The sequence below is a fragment of the Shewanella sp. S1-58-MNA-CIBAN-0166 genome, assembly GCF_040310085.1.
Taxonomy (GTDB): domain Bacteria; phylum Pseudomonadota; class Gammaproteobacteria; order Enterobacterales; family Shewanellaceae; genus Shewanella.
On the sequence record NZ_JBEOPN010000022.1, the window covers coordinates 62,493 to 81,946 of the forward strand.

The following is a 19,454-nucleotide window of genomic DNA, read 5'->3' on the forward strand; positions in this document are numbered from 1 at the left end:
TTCCATAATTTGATATCAAAAGTGTAGCTAGAATAATAGGCTAATTGTCCTAGTTAACAAATTGTATCGTATACTATTTTTATAATAACTTTAGCTAAATTAATCAACTTAAATAAGGTAACTAAAATGGATTCTAATAAATTATTACTGGTGATTATTGCGATTTTACTGCCGCCTGTAGCAGTTTTGCTCAAAAAAGGCATGGGTAAAGACTTATTAATAAATATCTTATTATGTATTTTCTTTTTTGTACCAGGGCTTGTTCATGCTTTGTGGGTAGTCTTACAAGAATAATGTTTAATACCCTATGCTATTGATGTTGTTTGGTCACTGATAAGCTGGAATCTATAGGGTTTTAATCAGTTTGAGATTATAATTACCTCGTAGAAATGCTATCAAGTGACCAATATGAACCGTAAAAAGAAAATTAATCAAACTCTGAAAGCTAAAGCAAAAAAAGCCAATGCTAAGCTGCATGCTGCTAATAAATCGCCTTATATTGCCAAAGCAGAACGTGCACAGCTTGCCCAAGCTCAATTGGTTAATGCGCCAACAGCTGATTTAGCTGATAGCGCATTAAGCGACTCTGGCGCTGTACATTCGCCAGCACTGTAACACTATAGCGATGACCCTAGAGATGATTTTATCTACGGATTAACACCGCATACTTTACAATGTGGTTGTTTAGGTAAACGCATTTGCCTAAACTCCATGGTCATCGCATCAATCATCAACAATTTCCCTGTTAATGGCTCGCCGATAGCCGTGATGACTTTAATTGCTTCTGTTGCTTGAATGCAGCCAATCATGCCAACCACTGGCGCAAGAATGCCTGCTTCAACACAAGTTAGCTGTTGTTCACCAAATAAGGCACTAAAACATTGATAACAAGGGCTGTGTTGTTGGTAGTCAAATACTGTAACAGTGCCTTCCATTCTAATAGCCGCGGCCGACACTAAAGGCACTTGGTGCTCAAAACAGCTTTTATTAAGCTGTTCTCGTACTAACATATTGTCAGTGCAATCCAGAATTAAGCTATGTTGACTCACCAACACGTTTATCTCATCATCATCTAATAGCGCATTAATGGTATTGATGTTAATTAATGGATTTAGCAGCATCAGCGATTGCTTAGCCGATTCAACTTTTGCTTGACCAATATTGGCGTCGTAGTGCAATACTTGGCGCTGCAAATTAGACAGCTCTACGGTATCAAAATCAACTAAGGTGATTTCACCAACCCCAGCCACGGCAAGATATTGACTTGCTGCACAGCCTAGACCACCAGCACCAATAATTAATACTTTGGCAAGCTTGAGCTTTTCTTGGCCATCGATATCGATAGCCTTAATAGAGATCTGCCGGCTATAGCGCAGCATTTCATTATCAGTGAGTATCTCTTGATCAAGTGAATCCATACTATTCCTAACACAACACGCTATTAAAAGGCTCTACGGTGACTTGTGCGCCTGTTGGCGTGTCGCCTTGGAATTGATCTAATATCACAAAACAATTAGCTAAACTCATTGATGTGAGCATGCCTGAGCCCTGGCCGCCAGTAATCGCTACTTCAAGTTCGCCCAATTCATTTCGACTGAGTATGCCGCGTTGATATTCGACTCTACCAGGGTGTTTTCGTATATCGGTCAGTAACTTTGCTTGGCAAAATAACGGTTTAACAGGCTTAAGTCCCTGCATTTTATGTAAAATGGGCAACACGAGTTTATAAAACGTTACCATCGAAGAAACTGGATTACCGGGCAAACCGCAAAAAATAGCGTTATCTATTTTACCAAATGCGAATGGCTTGCCTGGTTTAATAGCGAGCTTCCAAAAGGTAATCTGGCCTTCTTCAGACAAAATCTGTTTAGTAAAGTCAGCTTCACCCACTGAGACTCCGCCAGATGTTAATACCATATCAGCCTTGCTGGCTGCTTCTTTAAATGCACCACGAATGGCTTCTTTATTGTCGGCTATTACGCCTAAATCAACCCAGTCAACATGGCTTTTACTGAGTAAGCCTTGGATTGAATAACGGTTAGAATCATAAATTTGTCCGGGAGCCAGTTCACTTCCTACAGGGCGTAACTCATCACCAGTGGAAAAGAAGGCGACTTTTAGTTTACGTGTCACTCTAACTTGGCTAATACCGATAGTGGCGAGTACGCCCATTTCAGCTGCGCGGATAGTGATGCCTTTGTGCAATACTTTGGCACCTGCAAGCAGCTCTTCACCGCGACGGCGGACATTAGCGCCTAATCGATGTGGGTGCTCGATGGTAATTTGATTATCGTCGGCTTGGACTTTTTCTTGCATTTGCACGGTATCAAAACCCACAGGTACAGGGGCGCCGGTCATAATACGAATACAGCTATTGGGTGATACTTGGCCATCGAAAGGGTGGCCTGCAAAAGAACTACCCACGAGGGTAAGGGTTGTTTTATCCTGTGATGCGGCTAAATCGGTAAAACGAAATGCATAACCGTCCATTGCCGAGTTATCAAATGGGGGTAAATCAATACTCGATGCTAGATCTTCCGCTAGCACTCTATCGATAGCCTGGGTTAATGTGACGAGCTCGGTATCTTGGGTTGCTTCAACTTGAGCTAAAAGTTGCTCAATTGCTTGATCGGGATGAAGCAATGTTGGTTGAGCGCAAGGGTCTTGATTACTGGACATCAGAACTTCCTTAATGAATCGCTAAAATACTATCAACTGTATCTTGGCTGAAATAGGTCTTTGCTTTTAATGGTGCTTAGTATGCCATGATGGCACAAGAGTTTTATGATCACACTTAAGGTTTTATATTTTATGTCGAAAAATAACGCCAATACCGATTGGTACTTATACATTATTCGCTGTGCAAACTCGCATTTATACACCGGTATTACCACGGATATTTCACGTCGTTTTGGCGAGCATCAAGCCAGTGGTCCTAAAGCAGCTAAATATTTAAGAGGGAAAGGTCCGTTAACCCTAGTTTATCAAGAATCATTAGCTGATCGAAGTGAAGCGTCAAAACGCGAAATTGCTGTTAAAAAATATACTCGCCAGCAAAAATTATTATTGATTGAACAGTATGAGTTAACCTGTCCACGGTAACGATAAGTTACCTATATTTATAAGTTTTTCATATCAAAATTTTGGTTTACAGTTTTTTTACGACTAGACTGAAATGATGGAATCTCAATGGTTAATCCACAATGGTCAAGTCGTTAATGAGTGTTGCGCTGATCATGTGTTGCACTGCATTTCCTTCAGCGGCAGAACAAGTACGCATTCAACCAGCTCAATCTTCAGAAAATACCACTTACCAATATTATTACGACTTGTTATAGCTGCTATTAACCCAAACCGCTGACGATTATGGCTCGGCGGATATTGTTGTTAGCAATGACCATCCACGCTTAGCGCAACGCATTACTCAAGGTTTAGAGGCATTCATTGCGACAGGTCAGCTACATGAGTTTATTGAGCAGTATGAAACAACTCGAGATATGTTCCCACTGAGTCGATATCGCCACAGTCGAATTTTTGACTTAACTAATTCACCGTTAGCGCCACAAACACCTTTTCAAAACCAAGATTTATGGATTGATTTACCGCATCCCACAAAAAACGCCGCAGCACTTGTGGAGTGATACGGCGTTATTTAATCTCATTGTCTATATAGCGTTGAAGCTTATTTAGACGCTCGCAACACCGGATACTTCATGTATTCGTTGTCATAATATGGGCTGCGTTGGTAAAACCAGCGTAATCTTGCTTGGCTATCTTTAGCAAAATCAGGATCTTTAAGCGCTTGATCAAACTCAGCTTGTAGAGCTGGGTTGTCGAGTAACATTTTTGCTGCTAAAGGCTCCACGGCATAGTCTTCAATGTATTCAGTGCGGGTAAAAATGGTATTGAACATTCCCCAATAAAACAATGAATCCTCAGCCTGAGGTTCAAGTAATAGCATTGCTAAGTCACCCAAAGGTTGGTCGGTTGGAATACGCACGCTACCCGTTGGCAGGAGAGTATTTATTTTGTGAATAGTCGTTGTTGCCGTTACCGTTTGATGACCTTCATAATCAGCACTTGAGAATAGTGGGTCGCTGAATTGATATTGCTGCGCGGTTATCGACGTTGGCTTATTCAGTTGTGTCATTCTAATGCCATGCAAAGATAAACGCTCAATAACGTTTGTCCATTGTGGCGGAATATAATAAGCCACAGGCCGAGTTACCGTGATATCTGCTTTTGTGTTAGCCACAATCGGTAAGTTTTCATATAACTTAGGCTCTCCAGTCCAGCGGACAACTTTGTCACCACTGATTGGGCTTTGCTCAACACGGTAATCAATCCCTTTAAAGTCTTTTCCTTCAGCTAAGGTTTCATTTTGCCAGTTGATGGTTAACTTACTTGGGTTACGATATTTGTCTTCATTAATCGCAGACTTTAGCTTGGTGCTATTTTTTGCCACCGTTTTAAGAGTTTGTTCAAGTGTAACGTAGGTACCAAGAACGCGTTGCTTATAAGGTTTAAGGCTATGGTTCTCTATTAGAATAGTCGGTAAATGACGAGCATCACCGTAACCATTGGAAAAGCGTGGGCTAGGGTTCCACAATGACAAGCCTTTAGTCATGTCTGTATTATCGTTAGCAAATACCAACTGGCCCGGAATGTGGCCTTGCTCTGTTAATGCATGTTCAACCGCTGGGCGGTAAATAGACTCTAACCATGTAAAAATACTTGGGCTATAGCCTTGTGCAACGTTGTAGCCAAAGGTGACATCGTATTGGTAGTCAATACCATCGGTCACATGGATATCAATGTATAAGTCTGGCTGCCATATATTAATCGCTTGAATGAGGTGCTGCATTTCTAGAGTGTCAGCTTTAGCATAATCACGGTTTAAATTAAGATTGTTAGCAGTAGTGCGCCAGCCCATATTAACCGGCCCGCGTTGATTTACTCGATTGAATTTGCTGCTCCGCTCGTGGGCATCGACACTGAAAATAGGAATAAACAGTAAATTAACGTTTTCAAGCAAATCGCGTTTGTTACGATGACTGATATCTCGCAGCAGCATCATACCTGCATCTTTACCGTCAATTTCACCAGAATGAATACCTGCTTGCACTAATACCGTTGCTTTACCGTTGTCACTTAATGCTTGTGCCGTTGATACCCCATCTTGTGACGCGATAATCATCCATATATCTCGCCCTTGGGGGCTTTTACCAATGCTGACTTTTTGCAACACGTCGGTGCTGTCGACGAGTTTGTCTAACCATTCCATGGTGTCGTGATAGTTCGGGCTTGAAACATAACCTTGTTGCTCAAAAGGGGTTGCCCATGGTTGATCTGCACTTAACAGTAAGCTTTCACTGGCGCCTGACCAAGGATGAATTGGCGGTAGTATACTGTCGTTTTCGAGATGCGTTATTTGCTCTGCCGGTACTTGAGGAGCAGACACAGCATTGTTAGCATGAGTGAAAGTGGAACAGATGAGTAACGGACTAACCATTAAGCTAGCAAGCAAAAAGCGGCGCATGAATATCCCTGTGAATGGTGATGGTGTCGAAATACGGTAATAGCATCATAACACTGCCTATCAACAGTTTCAGTTGCTTTTACCCTTATAAATGAACTGGAACAGTGCTGATAAAAAATCCCAACCGAAGTTGGGATTTTTAAATTACATCGCGTTAAATAAAGCGTTGCGAATAATGGGTAACGTGTTTACACGTTAGGGCCAGCATTTTTGATGGCTTCAGACACTTTATATTTTGCAAAGTTATCACTGAACTCTTGTGCTAGTTGTTGTGCATATTTGTCATACTCAGCTTTATCTGCCCAAGTGTTGACTGGGTTTAACAAAGCAGTATCAACACCCGATACACTAACAGGCACGTTTAAATTCAGTTTATCGATATAAACGGTTTCAACATCTTTTAGCTCACCACTGACAATAGCATCCACAATGGCGCGAGTTGTCGGGATATCAAAACGTTTACCTACACCATGTGGACCACCGGTCCAGCCAGTGTTAACAAGGTAAACTTGGCTGCCAAACGACTCAATGCGTTTCATGAGTAGTTCAGCATACACTCCTGCTGGACGTGGGAAGAATGGTGCACCAAAACACGTCGAGAAAGTTGACTGAATTGCAGACGTTGAGCCCATTTCTGTCGAGCCAACTTTCGCGGTGTAACCCGATAAGAAATGATATGCAGCTTGTTCTTTGCTTAATATCGACACAGGCGGTAATACACCTGATACATCGCAGGTTAAAAACACTACTGCATGAGGTTCTGCACCACGGTTATCTTCTTTACGTTGAGCGATATGCTCTAAAGGATAAGCGGCACGGCTGTTTTCAGTCAGGCTAGTATCTTTATAATCAGGCACTCGCTGTTCATCAAGCACCACATTTTCGAGTACGGTACCGAAACGAATCGCATCCCAAATCACAGGTTCATTTTTTTGGCTAAGGTCGATACATTTTGCATAGCAACCACCTTCGATATTAAATACGCCACCAGGTGCCCAGCCGTGCTCATCATCACCGATCAGGAAACGTTTTGGATCAGCTGAAAGCGTGGTTTTACCGGTACCCGATAAGCCGAAGAATAATGTGGTATCACCATCGTGGCCGACGTTGGCCGAACAATGCATGGGTAACACACCTTTAGCGGGTAATAAGAAGTTTTGCACCGAGAACATCGACTTCTTCATTTCACCTGCATATTTCAACCCTACAAGCAGTACTTTTCTCTCGGCAAAGTTCAGAATAACAGCGGCTTCAGAGTTTGTACCATCACGTTCAGGTTCGCAGACAAAACCTGGCGCATTGATGATTTGCCAGGTGTCTTTACTACCACGATTAAAGGTTTCTGGAGCGATAAATAAATTACGAGCAAACAGTTGATGCCACGCGAACTCAGTGGTTACACGTACAGGAATGTAATGTTCATCATCAGCGCCAACTTCGAGTTCTGACGTAAACAGTTCTTTGTCTGCAAGGTAGGCTTCTACCCGGCCCCATAACGCATCAAATTTGCCAGCATCAAACGGACGGTTTACTTTGCCCCATTCAATATCGGCTTCAGTGTTTGCCTCTTTGACGATAAATCGGTCATTAGGTGAACGACCCGTTCTTTCCCCTGTCTTGGCCACTAAGGCACCATTTGCGGTCAGCTGACCTTCTCCACGAAGAAGCGCGATTTCTACTAACTGTGCTGTCGTAGGGTTGAGGTGAACGCGGTTAGATACATCCGCCATAGTGTTGATCTCCATGTCTTTTAGGTCGTGTTTCGCAGTGAAAAGCTATTGGGGGTTAGGTATTCAAACTTAGCTTGTTATTATTTTTGCGCGATGGCTATAAGCTAATGTGGGGATTGTAACGCAAGTTAACGCAGCGGTAACGAACAGTTTGGTAATTTTTTTGAAAGTTTTTGGCGTTTGATGTTTTCTTTAGACGGTTAAGGCATAAAAAAAGCGCATTGCGCGCTTTTTCTGTAAGTGGTTACGTTGTGGGTAACGACATTGATTACTGCTGTGACTGGCTGCTATGACTACCAGAATATAACGCTGCAATATCTATCGCATCAAAAGAGTACTTTGCTGTGCAATACTCACAATCCATCTCGATTTTCCCTTCCTCAGCTAGAATCTCTTCAACTTCAGTTTGGGGTAACGTTTTGATTGCTGCAGCACTGCGATCACGAGAACAGCTACATTTAAACGTAACATCAACAGGATCAAATAAGCGTACTTCTTCTTGATGATACAAGCGATGTAATACCTGTTCAGCATCAAGCGTGAATAACTCTTCTGCTTTAATGGTCGAGGTCAATGCTGAGAGATGTTCAAAGTCGTCAGTATTACCCGATTTTGCTGGTAATACTTGCAACAACATTCCTGCCGCTTGTTTGCCGTTAGCAAATAACTGTATTTGGGTAGGTAGCTGCTCTGATTGATTAAAATACTCTTCTAAGCAAGCTGCTAGATTGACATGGTCTAATGATACAATACCTTGATAACGCTCACCTTCATCAGGCGTTAACGTAATGACCATGTAACCTTTACCGAACATTTGTTGCAAGCTTGCATCGGCAGCAATATCACCGTTCCAACGTGCTACACCGCGTAATACTTGCTTATTGTTACCATTAATTACCGCTAAAGAAACCGGGCCATCGCCTTGTAACTGCACGCTAATGTCACCGCTAAACTTGATAGTTGCCGTGAGTAATGATGTTGCGGCCATTAACTCGCCGATTAGGGCTTGTAAGGCAACCGGATAGATATGTGCAGAAAGCACTTCTTGGTAACTGCTTTCTAATTGGACTATCTCGCCTCGCACATCGGCATTATCAAAAATGTAGCGATGTAAAATATCGTTGTTCATTTGCATTCTCTTACTTTTTGGGCGCCTAGTAATCTTTTAAGCGCATAATCTGTCGTCGTTGTTTTTTATCCGGTTTATGGTCTGGTGCCGGATTGTTCAAAATATTTAGCCGTCGGGCTTCAGCGTTTATAATCCGTTTGCTAATACTCTCTGGTGTTTCTTCGTATAGGGTTTGCGCTACATTAGCACTTTGTCTATGGCCAGATAATTGAAGGACAATAATCTCTTTATCATCATTACCTTGGCGAAGGCGGATTTTTGCACCCGCTTCAGCATTCTTACTGGATTTAGTCCGTTGACCGTTGTAATGTACTTTACCGCCATTGATCATGTCTTTTGCGATAGCGCGAGTTTTATAAAAACGTGCCGCCCATAACCATTTGTCGAGCCGAATAAAGCTTTTGTCGGGCTGATTTTGAGTCACATGACCTCCAAAACAGGGATGATTTCACAGACTGAGTAACCTAACTGCCATACAATGTGTGTATTATCGTAATAGAGGGCAATATTATGGCTCTTTTTATGGGCGCAAAGTTAGCATATTTGATGGAGATTCGCCAATCGATATGCTCTGGGGTTGTTGCTTTATCCTGTGTGGGTTAGCATGACGGCTACACATATATTTTCGCATTTTATTAACAATTAGAACAGAGACCTGTACCAAGTCGTATAGAGGGTCCAATAACATATGGATTTATTAGATAAACTGATCACCAACGCTGCAAAAATACCACATAAGCTATTGAGTATGATTGTATTTTGGCTTGGACTGGTCATCGTGTTGCTACTCGCTGCACAGATTACATGGAAGTTGATGCCAGTATCGTCGCAATCTGCGGTGTGGCAACCATCCCCCATCTCAGCAGGCACTGCAAAGCGTATTGAGCTTGCCGGTGTACGTAACCTATTGCTTTTTGGTCGCTTAGACAACAATAGCAATAAACCCAAAGCTGAAGTCGTAGAGCAAATCACCGATGCGCCTAAAACAAACTTGTCTATTCAATTGACCGGAGTTGTGGCATCCACCGAGGAAGCTCAAGGTTTAGCGGTTATTGAATCAAGTGGGCAACAAGAAACTTATGGTTTAGGCGATAAAATCAAAGGGACTTCTGCTTCTTTAAAAGAGGTTTATGCTGACCGGATTATTATCAGTAATGGTGGTCGTTACGAAACCTTAATGCTTGATGGTCTTCAATACACCACACAAGGTGCAGCAAACTCACAGCTACAACAAGCCAAGGTCGATCAACAGGTAACCCGAGTTGATCGTCGTGATAATCAACGTTTTTCTGAAGATTTGTCTAATTCTCGTGATGAGTTGTTAGCAGACCCAAGTAAAATTACAGACTTTTTAGCTATTTCACCGGTACGTAATGGCGATGAATTAGCGGGTTACCGTTTAAATCCTGGTAAAGATGTCGCGTTGTTTAAGCAAGCGGGTTTTCAGGCTAATGATTTAGCAAAATCAATAAATGGATTTGATCTGACCGATATGGGTCAGGCATTAGAAGTGATGGCACAACTGCCTGAGCTCACCGAAATGGCTGTCATGGTTGAGCGTGAAGGGCAGTTGGTCGAAATCATGTTTAGTTTGCCAGAATAATTTGGCGTTAGAGGATTGAGTAGAATGAATAATAAAGGGATCCGACATAACATTATTGCTGGAATGCTTATGGGCGCTGCAATGATAGCGGCACCGAGTGCTTGGTCGGAACAATATGCCGCCAATTTTAAAGGCACTGACATTCAAGAATTTATTAATATTGTCGGTAAAAACCTCAATAAAACCATTATTGTAGATCCAACAGTACGTGGCAAAATTAATGTCCGTAGTTACGATTTACTCAATGATGATCAATATTACCAATTCTTCCTTAACGTACTTCAAGTGTATGGTTATGCAGTGGTTGAAATGGAAAACCACGTCATTAAAGTCATTAAAGACAAAGACGCCAAAATGGCTTCTATTCGTGTCGCCGATGACAAAGCACCTGGTGTTGGTGACGAAATGGTCACCCGAATTGTTCCATTATACAATTCTGAAGCGAAACAACTTGCTCCATTACTTCGCCAGTTAAATGATAATGCTGGTGGCGGTAACGTTGTTAACTATGACCAATCAAACGTGTTAATGATTTCTGGTCGTGCAGCGGTAGTGAACAAATTGGTAGAGATTGTCCGCCGAGTTGATAAGCAAGGCGACACCGACGTACAAGTCGTGGCCTTAGATTATGCCTCTGCAGGAGAAATTGTTCGCATAGTCGATACCTTATATCGCTCAAGTGCTAACCAATCACAGCTGCCTGGCCAAGCGCCTAAAGTGGTGGCTGATGAACGCATGAATGCGGTTATTGTCAGTGGCGATGAAAAAAGCCGTCAACGTGTAATCGAACTCATTAAACGCCTCGATGCTGAACAGGCTAGTACGGGTAACACCAAGGTACGTTATTTACGTTACGCCAAAGCTGAAGACTTGGTTGAAGTATTAACCGGATTTGCACAAAACTTACAAGATAATAAAGAGGGTGCCAGTACTCAGCAAGGCAACTCAAGTAAGCGTCGTAGTGATATCAATATTATGGCCCACAGCGACACTAACTCACTGGTCATTAGTGCTGAACCAGATCAACTGCGTACCATTGAAAGCGTCATTAATCAGCTTGATATTCGCCGCGCACAAGTGCTCGTTGAAGCCATTATTGTTGAAATCGCTGAAGGCGATAACGTCGGTTTCGGAGTGCAATGGGGCAGCGAAGCGGGTGGCTTAACGCAGTTTAACAACATTGGCCCAACCATTGGTGAAGTCGGTGCCGGTGTGTGGTCTGCACGCGAAACTGATGGCACTACAGTAACAGTAGGCAATTCAGATGGCGGCTCTACTACCACCACCAATCCAACCTCTGATGGGGATTACACTTTAATCGCGCAAGCATTAGGTAAAGTGAATGGTATGGCGTGGGGCGTGACCACAGGTAACTTTGCGGCGTTAATCCAAGCTGTGTCGAGTGATACAAATTCAAACGTACTAGCAACACCGTCTATTACCACACTAGATAACCAAGAAGCGTCGTTTATTGTTGGTGATGAAGTGCCGATTATTACCGGTTCAACTTCAAGCTCTAACAATGATAATCCATTCCAAACGGTAGAACGTAAGGAAGTCGGAGTTAAGCTAAAAGTGGTACCGCAAATTAACGAAGGTTCGTCAGTTAAATTAACTATCGAACAAGAAGTGTCGGGTGTTAATGGTAACACTGGTGTCGACATCAGTTTCTCTACTCGTCGTTTAACGACCACGGTTATGGCAGATTCTGGCCAAATTGTAGTGCTGGGTGGATTAATTAACGAAGAAGTACAAGAAAGTATTCAAAAAGTCCCAATTCTTGGCGATATTCCTTTTATAGGTCATTTATTCAAGTCTTCTTCTAGTAAGAAAACGAAAAAGAATTTAATGATTTTTATTAAGCCCACCATTATTCGTGACGGTATGACAATGGAAGGGATTGCCGGTCGTAAATATAATTATTTCAGAGCATTACAGCTGGAACAACAAGCTCGTGGTATTAATTTAATGCCAAATACTCAAGTCCCGGTTCTTGAAGAATGGGATCAAGAGGCTTACTTGCCAGATGACGTGAATGACATGCTTGATCGCTATAAAAGCGGCAAAGGGCTGAGCACCGATATACGTGATTCAGACCCAGCCTTGCGCACTATCGATGAAAACATGCAAAAGGACAAGGCTCAAAACAATGACTGATAGCGTGATGACAGAACCATTAGCCCAAGTATCTAGTGAAGTTGCCATGGAAGTTGTTGAAGGTGATGAGGTTTTTCATTCGACGAGTAAAGAGCGCTTGCCGTTTGCCTTCTCGCACCGCTTTCAATTGGTGTTAGCGAAAGAAAACGAGCAGCTTTGTCTCTTCTACACTGATAACACACCGCTTAGTGCCATGTTAGAAGTACGACGCTACTCGGGTGTTGAGTTACCGTTAATTAAGCTAGAAGTGGCAAAGTTTGAAGCTAAACTGACGCAAGCATATCAAGCTAATTCTTCAGAAGCCCAACAGCTTATGGAAGATATTGGTAACGAAATGGACTTGTTTACCCTAGCTGAAGAACTGCCACAAACGGAAGACTTGCTTGAAGGCGATGATGACGCGCCGATTATTAAGTTAATTAATGCGCTGTTATCGGAAGCGATTAAAGAAGAAGCCTCAGATATTCACGTCGAAACCTACGAGAAACAATTAATTGTTCGTTTCCGTATTGATGGCGTGTTGAAAGAAGTATTAAAGCCAAATCGTAAATTATCGTCTTTATTGGTGTCGCGTATTAAAGTGATGGCACGTTTGGACATCGCCGAAAAACGCCTACCACAAGATGGGCGTATTTCGTTACGTATTGCGGGTCGTGCTGTCGATGTGCGGGTATCAACTATGCCATCAAGTCATGGTGAGCGTGTGGTAATGCGTTTATTAGATAAAAATACCGGCAACTTAGACTTACAACAACTGGGTATGACACCTGGCATTCGTGAAAAATTCGATGAATTAATTCGTAAGCCACACGGCATTATTCTTGTAACAGGGCCGACAGGTTCTGGTAAAAGTACTACCTTGTATGCCGGGTTAACGGAAATCAATTCTAAAGATACCAATATTTTAACCGTTGAAGATCCTATTGAATATGAGTTAGAAGGCGTTGGTCAAACTCAGGTAAACACTAAGGTCGACATGACTTTTGCCCGTGGATTACGCGCAATTTTACGTCAAGATCCCGATGTGGTGATGATTGGTGAAATTCGTGATTTGGAAACGGCGCAAATTGCAGTGCAAGCATCATTAACCGGTCACTTAGTGATTTCAACCTTACATACCAATACCGCATCAGGGGCAATAACCCGCTTGCAAGACATGGGCGTAGAACCCTTTTTAGTGTCATCAAGTTTGCTTGGCGTGCTTGCTCAACGCTTAATTCGGACATTATGCCCACAGTGTAAAGAAGCACATGAGCCTGATGAGCGTGAACGCGAGTTGCTGGGTATTACCGCAAACGACACACGTATTATTTATCGCGCTAAAGGTTGTAAGGCCTGTGGTCAAAATGGTTATCGTGGTCGAACAGGTATTCATGAGTTACTTACCGTTGATGACAATGTCCGTGAGTTAATTCATGGAGGCAGGGGCGAATTAGCCATTGAAAAATATGTACGTAAATCGATTCCAAGTATTCGTCATGACGGCATGAGTAAAGTACTCACAGGTGTGACAACGCTAGAAGAAGTATTGCGCGTTACGCGCGAGGAGTAATCAATGGCGGCGTTTGAATACAAAGCCCTTGATAGTAAAGGCAAGCAACAAAAAGGTGTGATAGAAGCTGATACTGCGCGTCATGCAAGAAGCCAGCTGCGTGAGCAGCGCCTTATGCCGCTAGAACTTCAGCCTGTCAGTGAGAAAGAAGCCCGTTCACAGCGTGGCGGTTTTAATTTAGCCTCCCTATTTAAAAAGCGTATTTCTGTTGCCGAATTGGCATTGATCACGCGCCAAATAGCGACATTAGTGGCCGCAGGCTTACCCATTGAAGAAGCGTTAAAAGCGGTGGGGCAACAGTCTGAGAAAGATCGCTTAGGTAGCATGATTATGGCGGTGCGTTCTCGGGTGGTTGAAGGTTACAGCTTAGCTGACTCAATGGCCGAATTTCCGCATGTGTTTGATGACTTATACCGCGCAATGGTAGCCTCGGGTGAGAAATCAGGCCATTTAGAAGTGGTACTTAATCGACTTGCCGATTATACCGAGCGTCGTCAGCAACTCAAATCCAAGCTTACTCAAGCAATGATTTACCCTATTGTATTAACCGTGGTCGCTATTGGTGTTATTGCGGTGTTATTGGCAGCTGTGGTGCCAAAGGTTGTTGGGCAGTTTGAACACATGGGCCAAGAATTACCCGGTACAACTCAGTTCTTGATTCTCGCCTCTGATTTTGTACAACATTGGGGGGTTGTGGTCGTACTGCTTATCTTTGCTGCTATGGTGATGTTTCAGCGACTGCTGACTAATCCGATTATGCGGATGAAATATGACACAGCCCTTTTGAAAATGCCCGTTATTGGCAAAGTAAGTAAAGGGCTGAATACCGCCCGATTTGCGCGAACATTAAGTATTTTGTCAGCCAGCTCGGTACCATTACTTGATGGGATGCGTATTGCCAGCGAAGTTTTGCAAAATGTTAAGGTGCGTGCTGCTGTTGATGAGGCTACGGCGCGAGTCCGTGAGGGAACTAGTTTAGGCACGGCGTTGACTAATACTAAGCTATTCCCGGCAATGATGTTGTATATGATTGCATCGGGTGAAAAAAGTGGCCAGCTAGAAAACATGCTGGAACGCGCAGCAGACAACCAAGACCGAGAGTTTGAGTCGAACGTAAATATTGCATTAGGAGTATTTGAACCAATGCTAGTCGTGAGTATGGCATCGGTTGTATTATTTATTGTAATGGCCATTTTACAGCCTATTTTAGAGTTAAATAACTTGATCAGCGGTTAGGTTTGAAGTTATGGATTTTTGTAGGGTAAGCGTAAACCAAGATTTATAGCTGATTTTACGCATGAATATATAGACAATTTTTAGAGGAAGTAATTAATGCAACATAATAATAAACAACGTGGTTTCACCTTACTCGAAGTAATGGTGGTGATTGTTATTTTAGGTATTTTAGCGTCAATGGTTGTGCCAAATTTGATGGGTAACAAGGACAAAGCCGATCAACAAAAAGCGGTATCAGATATTGTGGCGTTAGAAAATGCATTGGATATGTATAAGTTAGATAACAGTATTTATCCAACCACAGAACAAGGTCTTGATGCGTTGGTGCAAAAGCCTAACTCGTCACCAGAGCCGCGTAATTTCCGTGAAGGTGGGTATGTTAAGCGTTTACCACAAGATCCATGGCGCAGTGACTATTTACTATTAAGCCCTGGTGAAAATGGCAAAATTGACATCTTCAGTGCAGGACCAGATGGACAACCAGGTTCTGAAGACGATATCGGAAGCTGGAATTTACAAGATTTCCAATAAGATGATTCATCATCGTCAAGCCGGTTTCACTTTATTAGAGGTGTTAATTGTGGCATTGCTAATGGGTTTGGTTGCCTCTGCGGTAACCATGTCTATTAGTGTTGCTGGGCCGGAACAAATGCTCAAAAAACAGGCGCAACGTTTTATGACTGCCACTGAGATGGTGCTTGATGAAAGCGTCTTAAGCGGTCAGTTTATTGGCATTGTGATTGACGAAGATCAATATCAGTTTGTGTTTTATAAAGAAGGCAAATGGATGCCAGTTGATCAAGACCGGCTATTATCGGCCAAAAAAATGGATGCAGGTATTACTTTAGATATTGTGATCGATGGCATGCCATTAGTTCAAGAAGACGAGCAAAATGAATCTTGGTTTGATGAACCTTTTATCGACGAAGAGAGCGAAGAAGAAAAAAAGAAACATCCTGAACCGCAAATTTTATTGTTTCCCAGCGGAGAGATGACTCCCTTTGAACTGGGTTTTAATACGATCAATGATGACCGTCAGCCAGTCAATGTGCTGGTTGTGGGTGACGCGTTAGGCCGTTTAACATTAGGGCGTGTAGATGAATAAACTCACATCACATCGACGCCCTCAATACGGGAAAGTTAACCGCTCAGGTATTAACAACTTAGGTATTAGTCGCTCATGTGTTAGTCACTCTGGCGTTAAAAGCTTACGCGGTAAAAATTGTGGTATGACCTTACTTGAGGTTATCGTTGCTCTAGCTGTGTTTTCCATTGCAGCAGTATCGGTTACCAAAAGTTTGGGTGAACAAATGGCGAACATGCCCATTTTAGAAGAACGAACGTTAGCCCAATGGGTAGCCAGTAATCAAATGGTCGACGTGCGATTACCTGGTACCTTTCCTGATATAGGCCAAAAAACGGGTCAGTCAGAACTTGCTGGCCGTGAATGGTATTGGCGCCAAGAAGTGATTAAAACCACCGATGATAAATTTAGAATGATCCGTATTAGCGTCAGTGACGACGACAAATTTAAACGCGTAGTGGCTCAGGTAAGCAGTTATGTCCATAACAAAGCCTAGGTATTTCAGCGGCTTTACCTTACTCGAAATGCTTATCGCGATTGCGATTTTTGCCATGTTGGGTATCGCGGCAAACTCAGTATTGTCGACGGTAATGAAAAATGATGAAGTGACCAAAGAGTTTGCTACTCGGCTTAAGTCATTACAGCAAGGTTTTGGTGCGTTAGAACGTGATTTGGGCCAAATGGTAGCGCGTAGCCCTAGATTATTTGAAGGTGATCGTGGCAGCCGTTTTTTTCAGGCTGGCGATAATATCCTCGACTCTGAAACCGAAGCTCTGGTATTTTACCGTTTGGGCTGGTTAAACCCCGATGGCATGTTACCTAGAGGCAGCCTGCAATCGGTTGCCTATGTGGTTCAAAATGGCCGTCTTGAGCGTTGGTATTATCCTTATCCTGAACCTGTATCAGGTGCTGAGCCATTAAAAAGCATGGTTATTGACCATGTGCTGTCAATTGAGTATTCGTTTTATATGGATGATAAATGGCAGAAGCAAGTTGATGGAACCGTGATGCCAAAAGGGATTGCGATGGAAATAGAATTAGAAGGTTTGGGTAAAATTCAGCGTCGTTTTTTACTGCCTAAAGGTGCACCAGCAACTAAGTCTGACAAAGACAGTGGCAACAACCGTAACGGTTCAAATAGTAAAGATGAAAATGAAACCGATGATGGGAAATCCTCATAATGGGCGGCCAAAAGCAACGCGGGGTTGCATTAATAGTAGTGATGCTAATTGTTGCTATGGTGGTGATTATTGCCACCAACATTAGTAGTCGCAATCAGCTTTCAATGCGTCGAACGCTTAATTTAGCCCAATACGACCAGGCTTATTGGTATGCCCTTTCTGCTGAAGAGCTGGCGATGAAAGTGCTCAAGCAAGATTTTGAAGATTCAGAAGGAACCGTACATTTACAACAGTATTGGGCCTTGGCCAATGTGGCTTTTCCAGCTGAATACGGTGAAATTGTCGGTGAAATACAAGATATGCGATCATGCTTTAATGTTAATGCCGTCGGTCAAGCATCGAATGAAATTGAAAATGGTCAGCCCAAAATGACCGTAGCAGCTATACAGTTTCAATCGCTGTTGATCAGTTTAGGCGTTGATGATTTTGGCGCCGAGCAATTAACGTCAACCCTTAAAGATTATATCGACGAAGATACGTTATCGGGCCCATATGGTGCTGAAGATGCCGAATATGAATCGCGTAATGTGCCATATCGTGCGGCCAATACCTTGATGCAGCATCGCAGTGAGTTACGTGCAGTGTTAGGGTTCAACCAAGATGTTTACCTGAATCTTTTACCTTATGTATGTGCAATACCTGGTGAAGACAGTCAGCTATTAAATGTAAATACCATTAAGGTTGAGCAAGCAGCTTTACTGACAGCAATGTTAGAAAATAAAATATCAGTCGGCGAAGCTGAAAATGTTATTAACAATCGTCCAGCGGATGGATATGAAAAAATTGAAGAGTTTTGGGAAGGTTCATCACTCAGTGGTATAAAGATTGAAGCAAATGTAAAGTCGAGTTTTGTGGTTGATAGTCAGTACTTTTTATTGAAGGCTGGTGCCAAAGTCGATACTGCAATATTTCGAATGGATAGTGTCCTGAAGCGTAATGGTAAAGATTTAGATGTGCTCACCCGTCAGTATGGTGGTCAACAATAATAACAAATTCATTGCGTAACAATGCGTATTGAGATCGGTGGAGAATAAACAGTGTCTGAACGGCTATTTATCCGGTTAGGAAAATCATCAGAACACCCATGTTCGTGGCTAGTATGGTCAGAACAAGAGCAAGAGATCATCGCTTCTGGTGAATTATCTGATGCCGCCAGTCTCAGCACTTTAGCTGAGCGTGCCGGTAATCGTCCTGTTGATGTACTTGTGCCTGCGGCCAACATGACATTGACACAAATTATGTTGCCCGAAAAAGGTCAACGCCAAGCATTAAAGGCGTTGCCATACATGTTAGAGGAATCATTAGCGACGAATGTAGACAATATGCATTTTGTTGTTGGGCCTCGTGAAGGTGAGCAGCTTAATGTGGCTGCGGTGGCGCATGAGCAAATGCAAATATGGCTTGAATGGCTCCATCATGCAGGCTTAAAAGTAAAACGTATCGTGCCAGATTGTTTAGCGTTGCCGTTAGAGCAATGTCGCTGGGCGGCAATGAGTGTTGGTAGTGAGTATTTAATCCGAACGTCTGAAGGTGGAGGCGTTAGCGTGCCTAAAGCATGGTCTGCATTTGCACTTCCACACCTATTAACATCTGCAAAACCTAATGATAATGAGTCAATTAGTGTAGCAAGCTACAGTGACGATATTGTATTTGAAGGCGTGGAAATTAATAACAAGCCACTCGATTTACCGATGATGGTATTAGCAAAAGGCATTTTGAACGCCCCAATCAATTTGCTAAGTGGCATTTATAAACCTAAGCATGAATACAGTAAGCAGTTACTCACCTGGAAAAATACTGCGATTGTAGTGATGATTGCGATTGTTTTAGCCTTAGCGAATAAAGGCATCGCCATTCATCAACTGAATAACCAGACCGCAGAGCTGCAAGCTCAAAGCGAAATGATTTTTAAACAAGCTGTACCGGGTGTAAACCGTATTGTTAATATGCGCTCACAAATGGGCAGTGAATTACGCAGTATGCAAGGCCAAGGTGGCGGTGCAGTATTTTTTGAAATGCTAGATGGTTTAAAGCCAGCGTTTAGTAAGGTGCCAGAACTTAAACCGAACACTTTGCGTTACGAAGCCAATCGTAATGAGCTACGAATGCAAGTGACAGCAAAAACGTACGGCCAAATAGATACATTTAAAGAGCTTGTTAGCAAAGACTATCTTCTCGAAGGTGGTGCCATGAACAGTAGCGAAGAAAGCGTTACCAGTACGCTGACGTTAAGGAATAAATAA

At 42.7% G+C, this 19,454-nt stretch carries 19 protein-coding genes and 1 pseudogene; 14 read left to right on the plus strand and 6 right to left on the minus strand.

All coding sequences use genetic code 11. The annotated features are described in order from the left end of the window. The first annotated feature begins 126 nt into the window (after positions 1 to 126). On the plus strand, positions 127 to 294 hold the full coding sequence (locus AAEY99_RS14000) for a YqaE/Pmp3 family membrane protein (protein WP_011635586.1): 168 nt from the start codon (positions 127 to 129) through the stop codon (positions 292 to 294). A 114-nt stretch (positions 295 to 408) separates the two neighbouring features. Further along, positions 409 to 615 carry a DUF2986 domain-containing protein gene (locus AAEY99_RS14005; protein ID WP_351010916.1) on the plus strand — a complete coding sequence of 69 codons (207 nt, stop codon included), beginning with the start codon at positions 409 to 411 and terminating at the stop codon, positions 613 to 615. 32 nt (positions 616 to 647) lie between these two features. Here AAEY99_RS14005 and moeB read toward each other — a convergent pair whose 3' ends face one another. Both moeB and moeA read right to left on the minus strand, forming a co-directional pair. Beyond that, positions 648 to 1,418 (minus strand): molybdopterin-synthase adenylyltransferase MoeB, encoded by a 771-nt coding sequence (gene moeB, locus AAEY99_RS14010; RefSeq protein ID WP_351010918.1) that lies wholly within the window; start codon positions 1,416 to 1,418, stop codon positions 648 to 650. A 7-nt stretch (positions 1,419 to 1,425) separates the two neighbouring features. Then, positions 1,426 to 2,679, minus strand: a complete 1,254-nt coding sequence (gene moeA, locus AAEY99_RS14015) for a molybdopterin molybdotransferase MoeA (RefSeq protein ID WP_351010920.1) — start codon at positions 2,677 to 2,679, stop codon at positions 1,426 to 1,428. A gap of 159 nt (positions 2,680 to 2,838) precedes the next feature. Here moeA and AAEY99_RS14020 point away from each other — a divergent pair. Both AAEY99_RS14020 and AAEY99_RS14025 read left to right on the plus strand, forming a co-directional pair. Further along, positions 2,839 to 3,102 (plus strand): annotated as a pseudogene (locus AAEY99_RS14020) (GIY-YIG nuclease family protein); the annotation flags it as partial. 101 nt (positions 3,103 to 3,203) lie between these two features. Then, complete coding sequence (locus AAEY99_RS14025; protein ID WP_351010921.1) at positions 3,204 to 3,338, plus strand: hypothetical protein; 135 nt, start codon at positions 3,204 to 3,206, stop codon at positions 3,336 to 3,338. Between the two features lie 344 nt (positions 3,339 to 3,682). Here AAEY99_RS14025 and AAEY99_RS14030 read toward each other — a convergent pair whose 3' ends face one another. The 4 genes from AAEY99_RS14030 to hslR all read right to left on the minus strand — a co-directional run bounded on the left by AAEY99_RS14030 (position 3,683) and on the right by hslR (position 8,822). Continuing rightward, entirely contained in the window at positions 3,683 to 5,539 is a 1,857-nt protein-coding gene (locus AAEY99_RS14030; protein ID WP_101087416.1) for a M14 family metallopeptidase, read from the minus strand. Positions 5,540 to 5,727: 188 nt separating this feature from the next. Continuing rightward, on the minus strand, positions 5,728 to 7,284 hold the full coding sequence (locus AAEY99_RS14035; RefSeq protein WP_351010923.1) for a phosphoenolpyruvate carboxykinase: 1,557 nt from the start codon (positions 7,282 to 7,284) through the stop codon (positions 5,728 to 5,730). Positions 7,285 to 7,537: 253 nt separating this feature from the next. Next, complete coding sequence (gene hslO / locus AAEY99_RS14040; RefSeq protein ID WP_182744157.1) at positions 7,538 to 8,398, minus strand: Hsp33 family molecular chaperone HslO; 861 nt, start codon at positions 8,396 to 8,398, stop codon at positions 7,538 to 7,540. A 25-nt stretch (positions 8,399 to 8,423) separates the two neighbouring features. Next, positions 8,424 to 8,822, minus strand: a complete 399-nt coding sequence (hslR, locus tag AAEY99_RS14045) for a ribosome-associated heat shock protein Hsp15 (protein ID WP_162022011.1) — start codon at positions 8,820 to 8,822, stop codon at positions 8,424 to 8,426. A 264-nt stretch (positions 8,823 to 9,086) separates the two neighbouring features. Between hslR and gspC the strand changes: the two genes are divergently transcribed. The 10 genes from gspC to gspL all read left to right on the plus strand — a co-directional run bounded on the left by gspC (position 9,087) and on the right by gspL (position 19,454). Further along, positions 9,087 to 10,001: a type II secretion system protein GspC gene (gspC, locus tag AAEY99_RS14050; RefSeq protein WP_101087412.1), complete on the plus strand. Its 915-nt coding sequence runs from the start codon at positions 9,087 to 9,089 to the stop codon at positions 9,999 to 10,001. Between the two features lie 24 nt (positions 10,002 to 10,025). Continuing rightward, the gene (gspD, locus tag AAEY99_RS14055; RefSeq protein WP_101087411.1) at positions 10,026 to 12,158 is read left to right on the plus strand and encodes a type II secretion system secretin GspD; all 2,133 of its coding nucleotides are present in this window, start codon (positions 10,026 to 10,028) and stop codon (positions 12,156 to 12,158) included. A gap of 7 nt (positions 12,159 to 12,165) precedes the next feature. Further along, a complete protein-coding gene (gene gspE, locus AAEY99_RS14060; RefSeq protein ID WP_409085815.1) occupies positions 12,166 to 13,710 on the plus strand; it encodes a type II secretion system ATPase GspE in 1,545 nt (514 codons plus the stop codon). A 3-nt stretch (positions 13,711 to 13,713) separates the two neighbouring features. Beyond that, entirely contained in the window at positions 13,714 to 14,946 is a 1,233-nt protein-coding gene (gene gspF, locus AAEY99_RS14065) for a type II secretion system inner membrane protein GspF (protein WP_101087409.1), read from the plus strand. A gap of 96 nt (positions 14,947 to 15,042) precedes the next feature. Further along, complete coding sequence (gene gspG / locus AAEY99_RS14070) at positions 15,043 to 15,477, plus strand: type II secretion system major pseudopilin GspG (protein WP_059745209.1); 435 nt, start codon at positions 15,043 to 15,045, stop codon at positions 15,475 to 15,477. Position 15,478: 1 nt separating this feature from the next. Next, positions 15,479 to 16,051, plus strand: coding sequence for a type II secretion system minor pseudopilin GspH (gene gspH, locus AAEY99_RS14075; protein ID WP_101087408.1), 573 nt, complete (start codon positions 15,479 to 15,481; stop codon positions 16,049 to 16,051). Between the two features lie 64 nt (positions 16,052 to 16,115). Next, positions 16,116 to 16,526, plus strand: coding sequence for a type II secretion system minor pseudopilin GspI (gene gspI, locus AAEY99_RS14080; RefSeq protein WP_310734193.1), 411 nt, complete (start codon positions 16,116 to 16,118; stop codon positions 16,524 to 16,526). Further along, positions 16,507 to 17,211, plus strand: a complete 705-nt coding sequence (gene gspJ / locus AAEY99_RS14085; RefSeq protein ID WP_101087407.1) for a type II secretion system minor pseudopilin GspJ — start codon at positions 16,507 to 16,509, stop codon at positions 17,209 to 17,211. The genes gspI and gspJ overlap by 20 nt, the downstream gene beginning before the upstream one ends. Beyond that, complete coding sequence (gene gspK / locus AAEY99_RS14090) at positions 17,211 to 18,197, plus strand: type II secretion system minor pseudopilin GspK (protein ID WP_162022014.1); 987 nt, start codon at positions 17,211 to 17,213, stop codon at positions 18,195 to 18,197. Before gspJ ends, gspK begins: the two co-directional genes overlap by 1 nt. A 51-nt stretch (positions 18,198 to 18,248) precedes the next feature. Continuing rightward, positions 18,249 to 19,454, plus strand: coding sequence for a type II secretion system protein GspL (gene gspL / locus AAEY99_RS14095; RefSeq protein ID WP_351010926.1), 1,206 nt, complete (start codon positions 18,249 to 18,251; stop codon positions 19,452 to 19,454).

Excerpts from the sequence above, each read along its gene's own strand:
- gspC (WP_101087412.1), top strand. The coding sequence starts at position 9,087 with ATGGATTTATTAGATAAACTGATCACCAACGCTGCAAAAATACCACAT.
- hslO (WP_182744157.1), bottom strand. The coding sequence starts at position 8,398 with ATGAACAACGATATTTTACATCGCTACATTTTTGATAATGCCGATGTG.
- AAEY99_RS14000 (WP_011635586.1), top strand. The coding sequence starts at position 127 with ATGGATTCTAATAAATTATTACTGGTGATTATTGCGATTTTACTGCCG.
- gspJ (WP_101087407.1), top strand. The coding sequence starts at position 16,507 with ATGTCCATAACAAAGCCTAGGTATTTCAGCGGCTTTACCTTACTCGAA.
- gspD (WP_101087411.1), top strand. The coding sequence starts at position 10,026 with ATGAATAATAAAGGGATCCGACATAACATTATTGCTGGAATGCTTATG.
- AAEY99_RS14030 (WP_101087416.1), bottom strand. The coding sequence starts at position 5,539 with ATGCGCCGCTTTTTGCTTGCTAGCTTAATGGTTAGTCCGTTACTCATC.
- AAEY99_RS14005 (WP_351010916.1), top strand. The coding sequence starts at position 409 with ATGAACCGTAAAAAGAAAATTAATCAAACTCTGAAAGCTAAAGCAAAA.
- AAEY99_RS14025 (WP_351010921.1), top strand. The coding sequence starts at position 3,204 with ATGGTCAAGTCGTTAATGAGTGTTGCGCTGATCATGTGTTGCACTGCA.
- moeA (WP_351010920.1), bottom strand. The coding sequence starts at position 2,679 with ATGTCCAGTAATCAAGACCCTTGCGCTCAACCAACATTGCTTCATCCC.
- gspG (WP_059745209.1), top strand. The coding sequence starts at position 15,043 with ATGCAACATAATAATAAACAACGTGGTTTCACCTTACTCGAAGTAATG.
- gspF (WP_101087409.1), top strand. The coding sequence starts at position 13,714 with ATGGCGGCGTTTGAATACAAAGCCCTTGATAGTAAAGGCAAGCAACAA.
- gspH (WP_101087408.1), top strand. The coding sequence starts at position 15,479 with ATGATTCATCATCGTCAAGCCGGTTTCACTTTATTAGAGGTGTTAATT.
- gspE (WP_409085815.1), top strand. The coding sequence starts at position 12,166 with ATGACAGAACCATTAGCCCAAGTATCTAGTGAAGTTGCCATGGAAGTT.
- gspK (WP_162022014.1), top strand. The coding sequence starts at position 17,211 with ATGGGCGGCCAAAAGCAACGCGGGGTTGCATTAATAGTAGTGATGCTA.
- AAEY99_RS14035 (WP_351010923.1), bottom strand. The coding sequence starts at position 7,284 with ATGGAGATCAACACTATGGCGGATGTATCTAACCGCGTTCACCTCAAC.
- moeB (WP_351010918.1), bottom strand. The coding sequence starts at position 1,418 with ATGGATTCACTTGATCAAGAGATACTCACTGATAATGAAATGCTGCGC.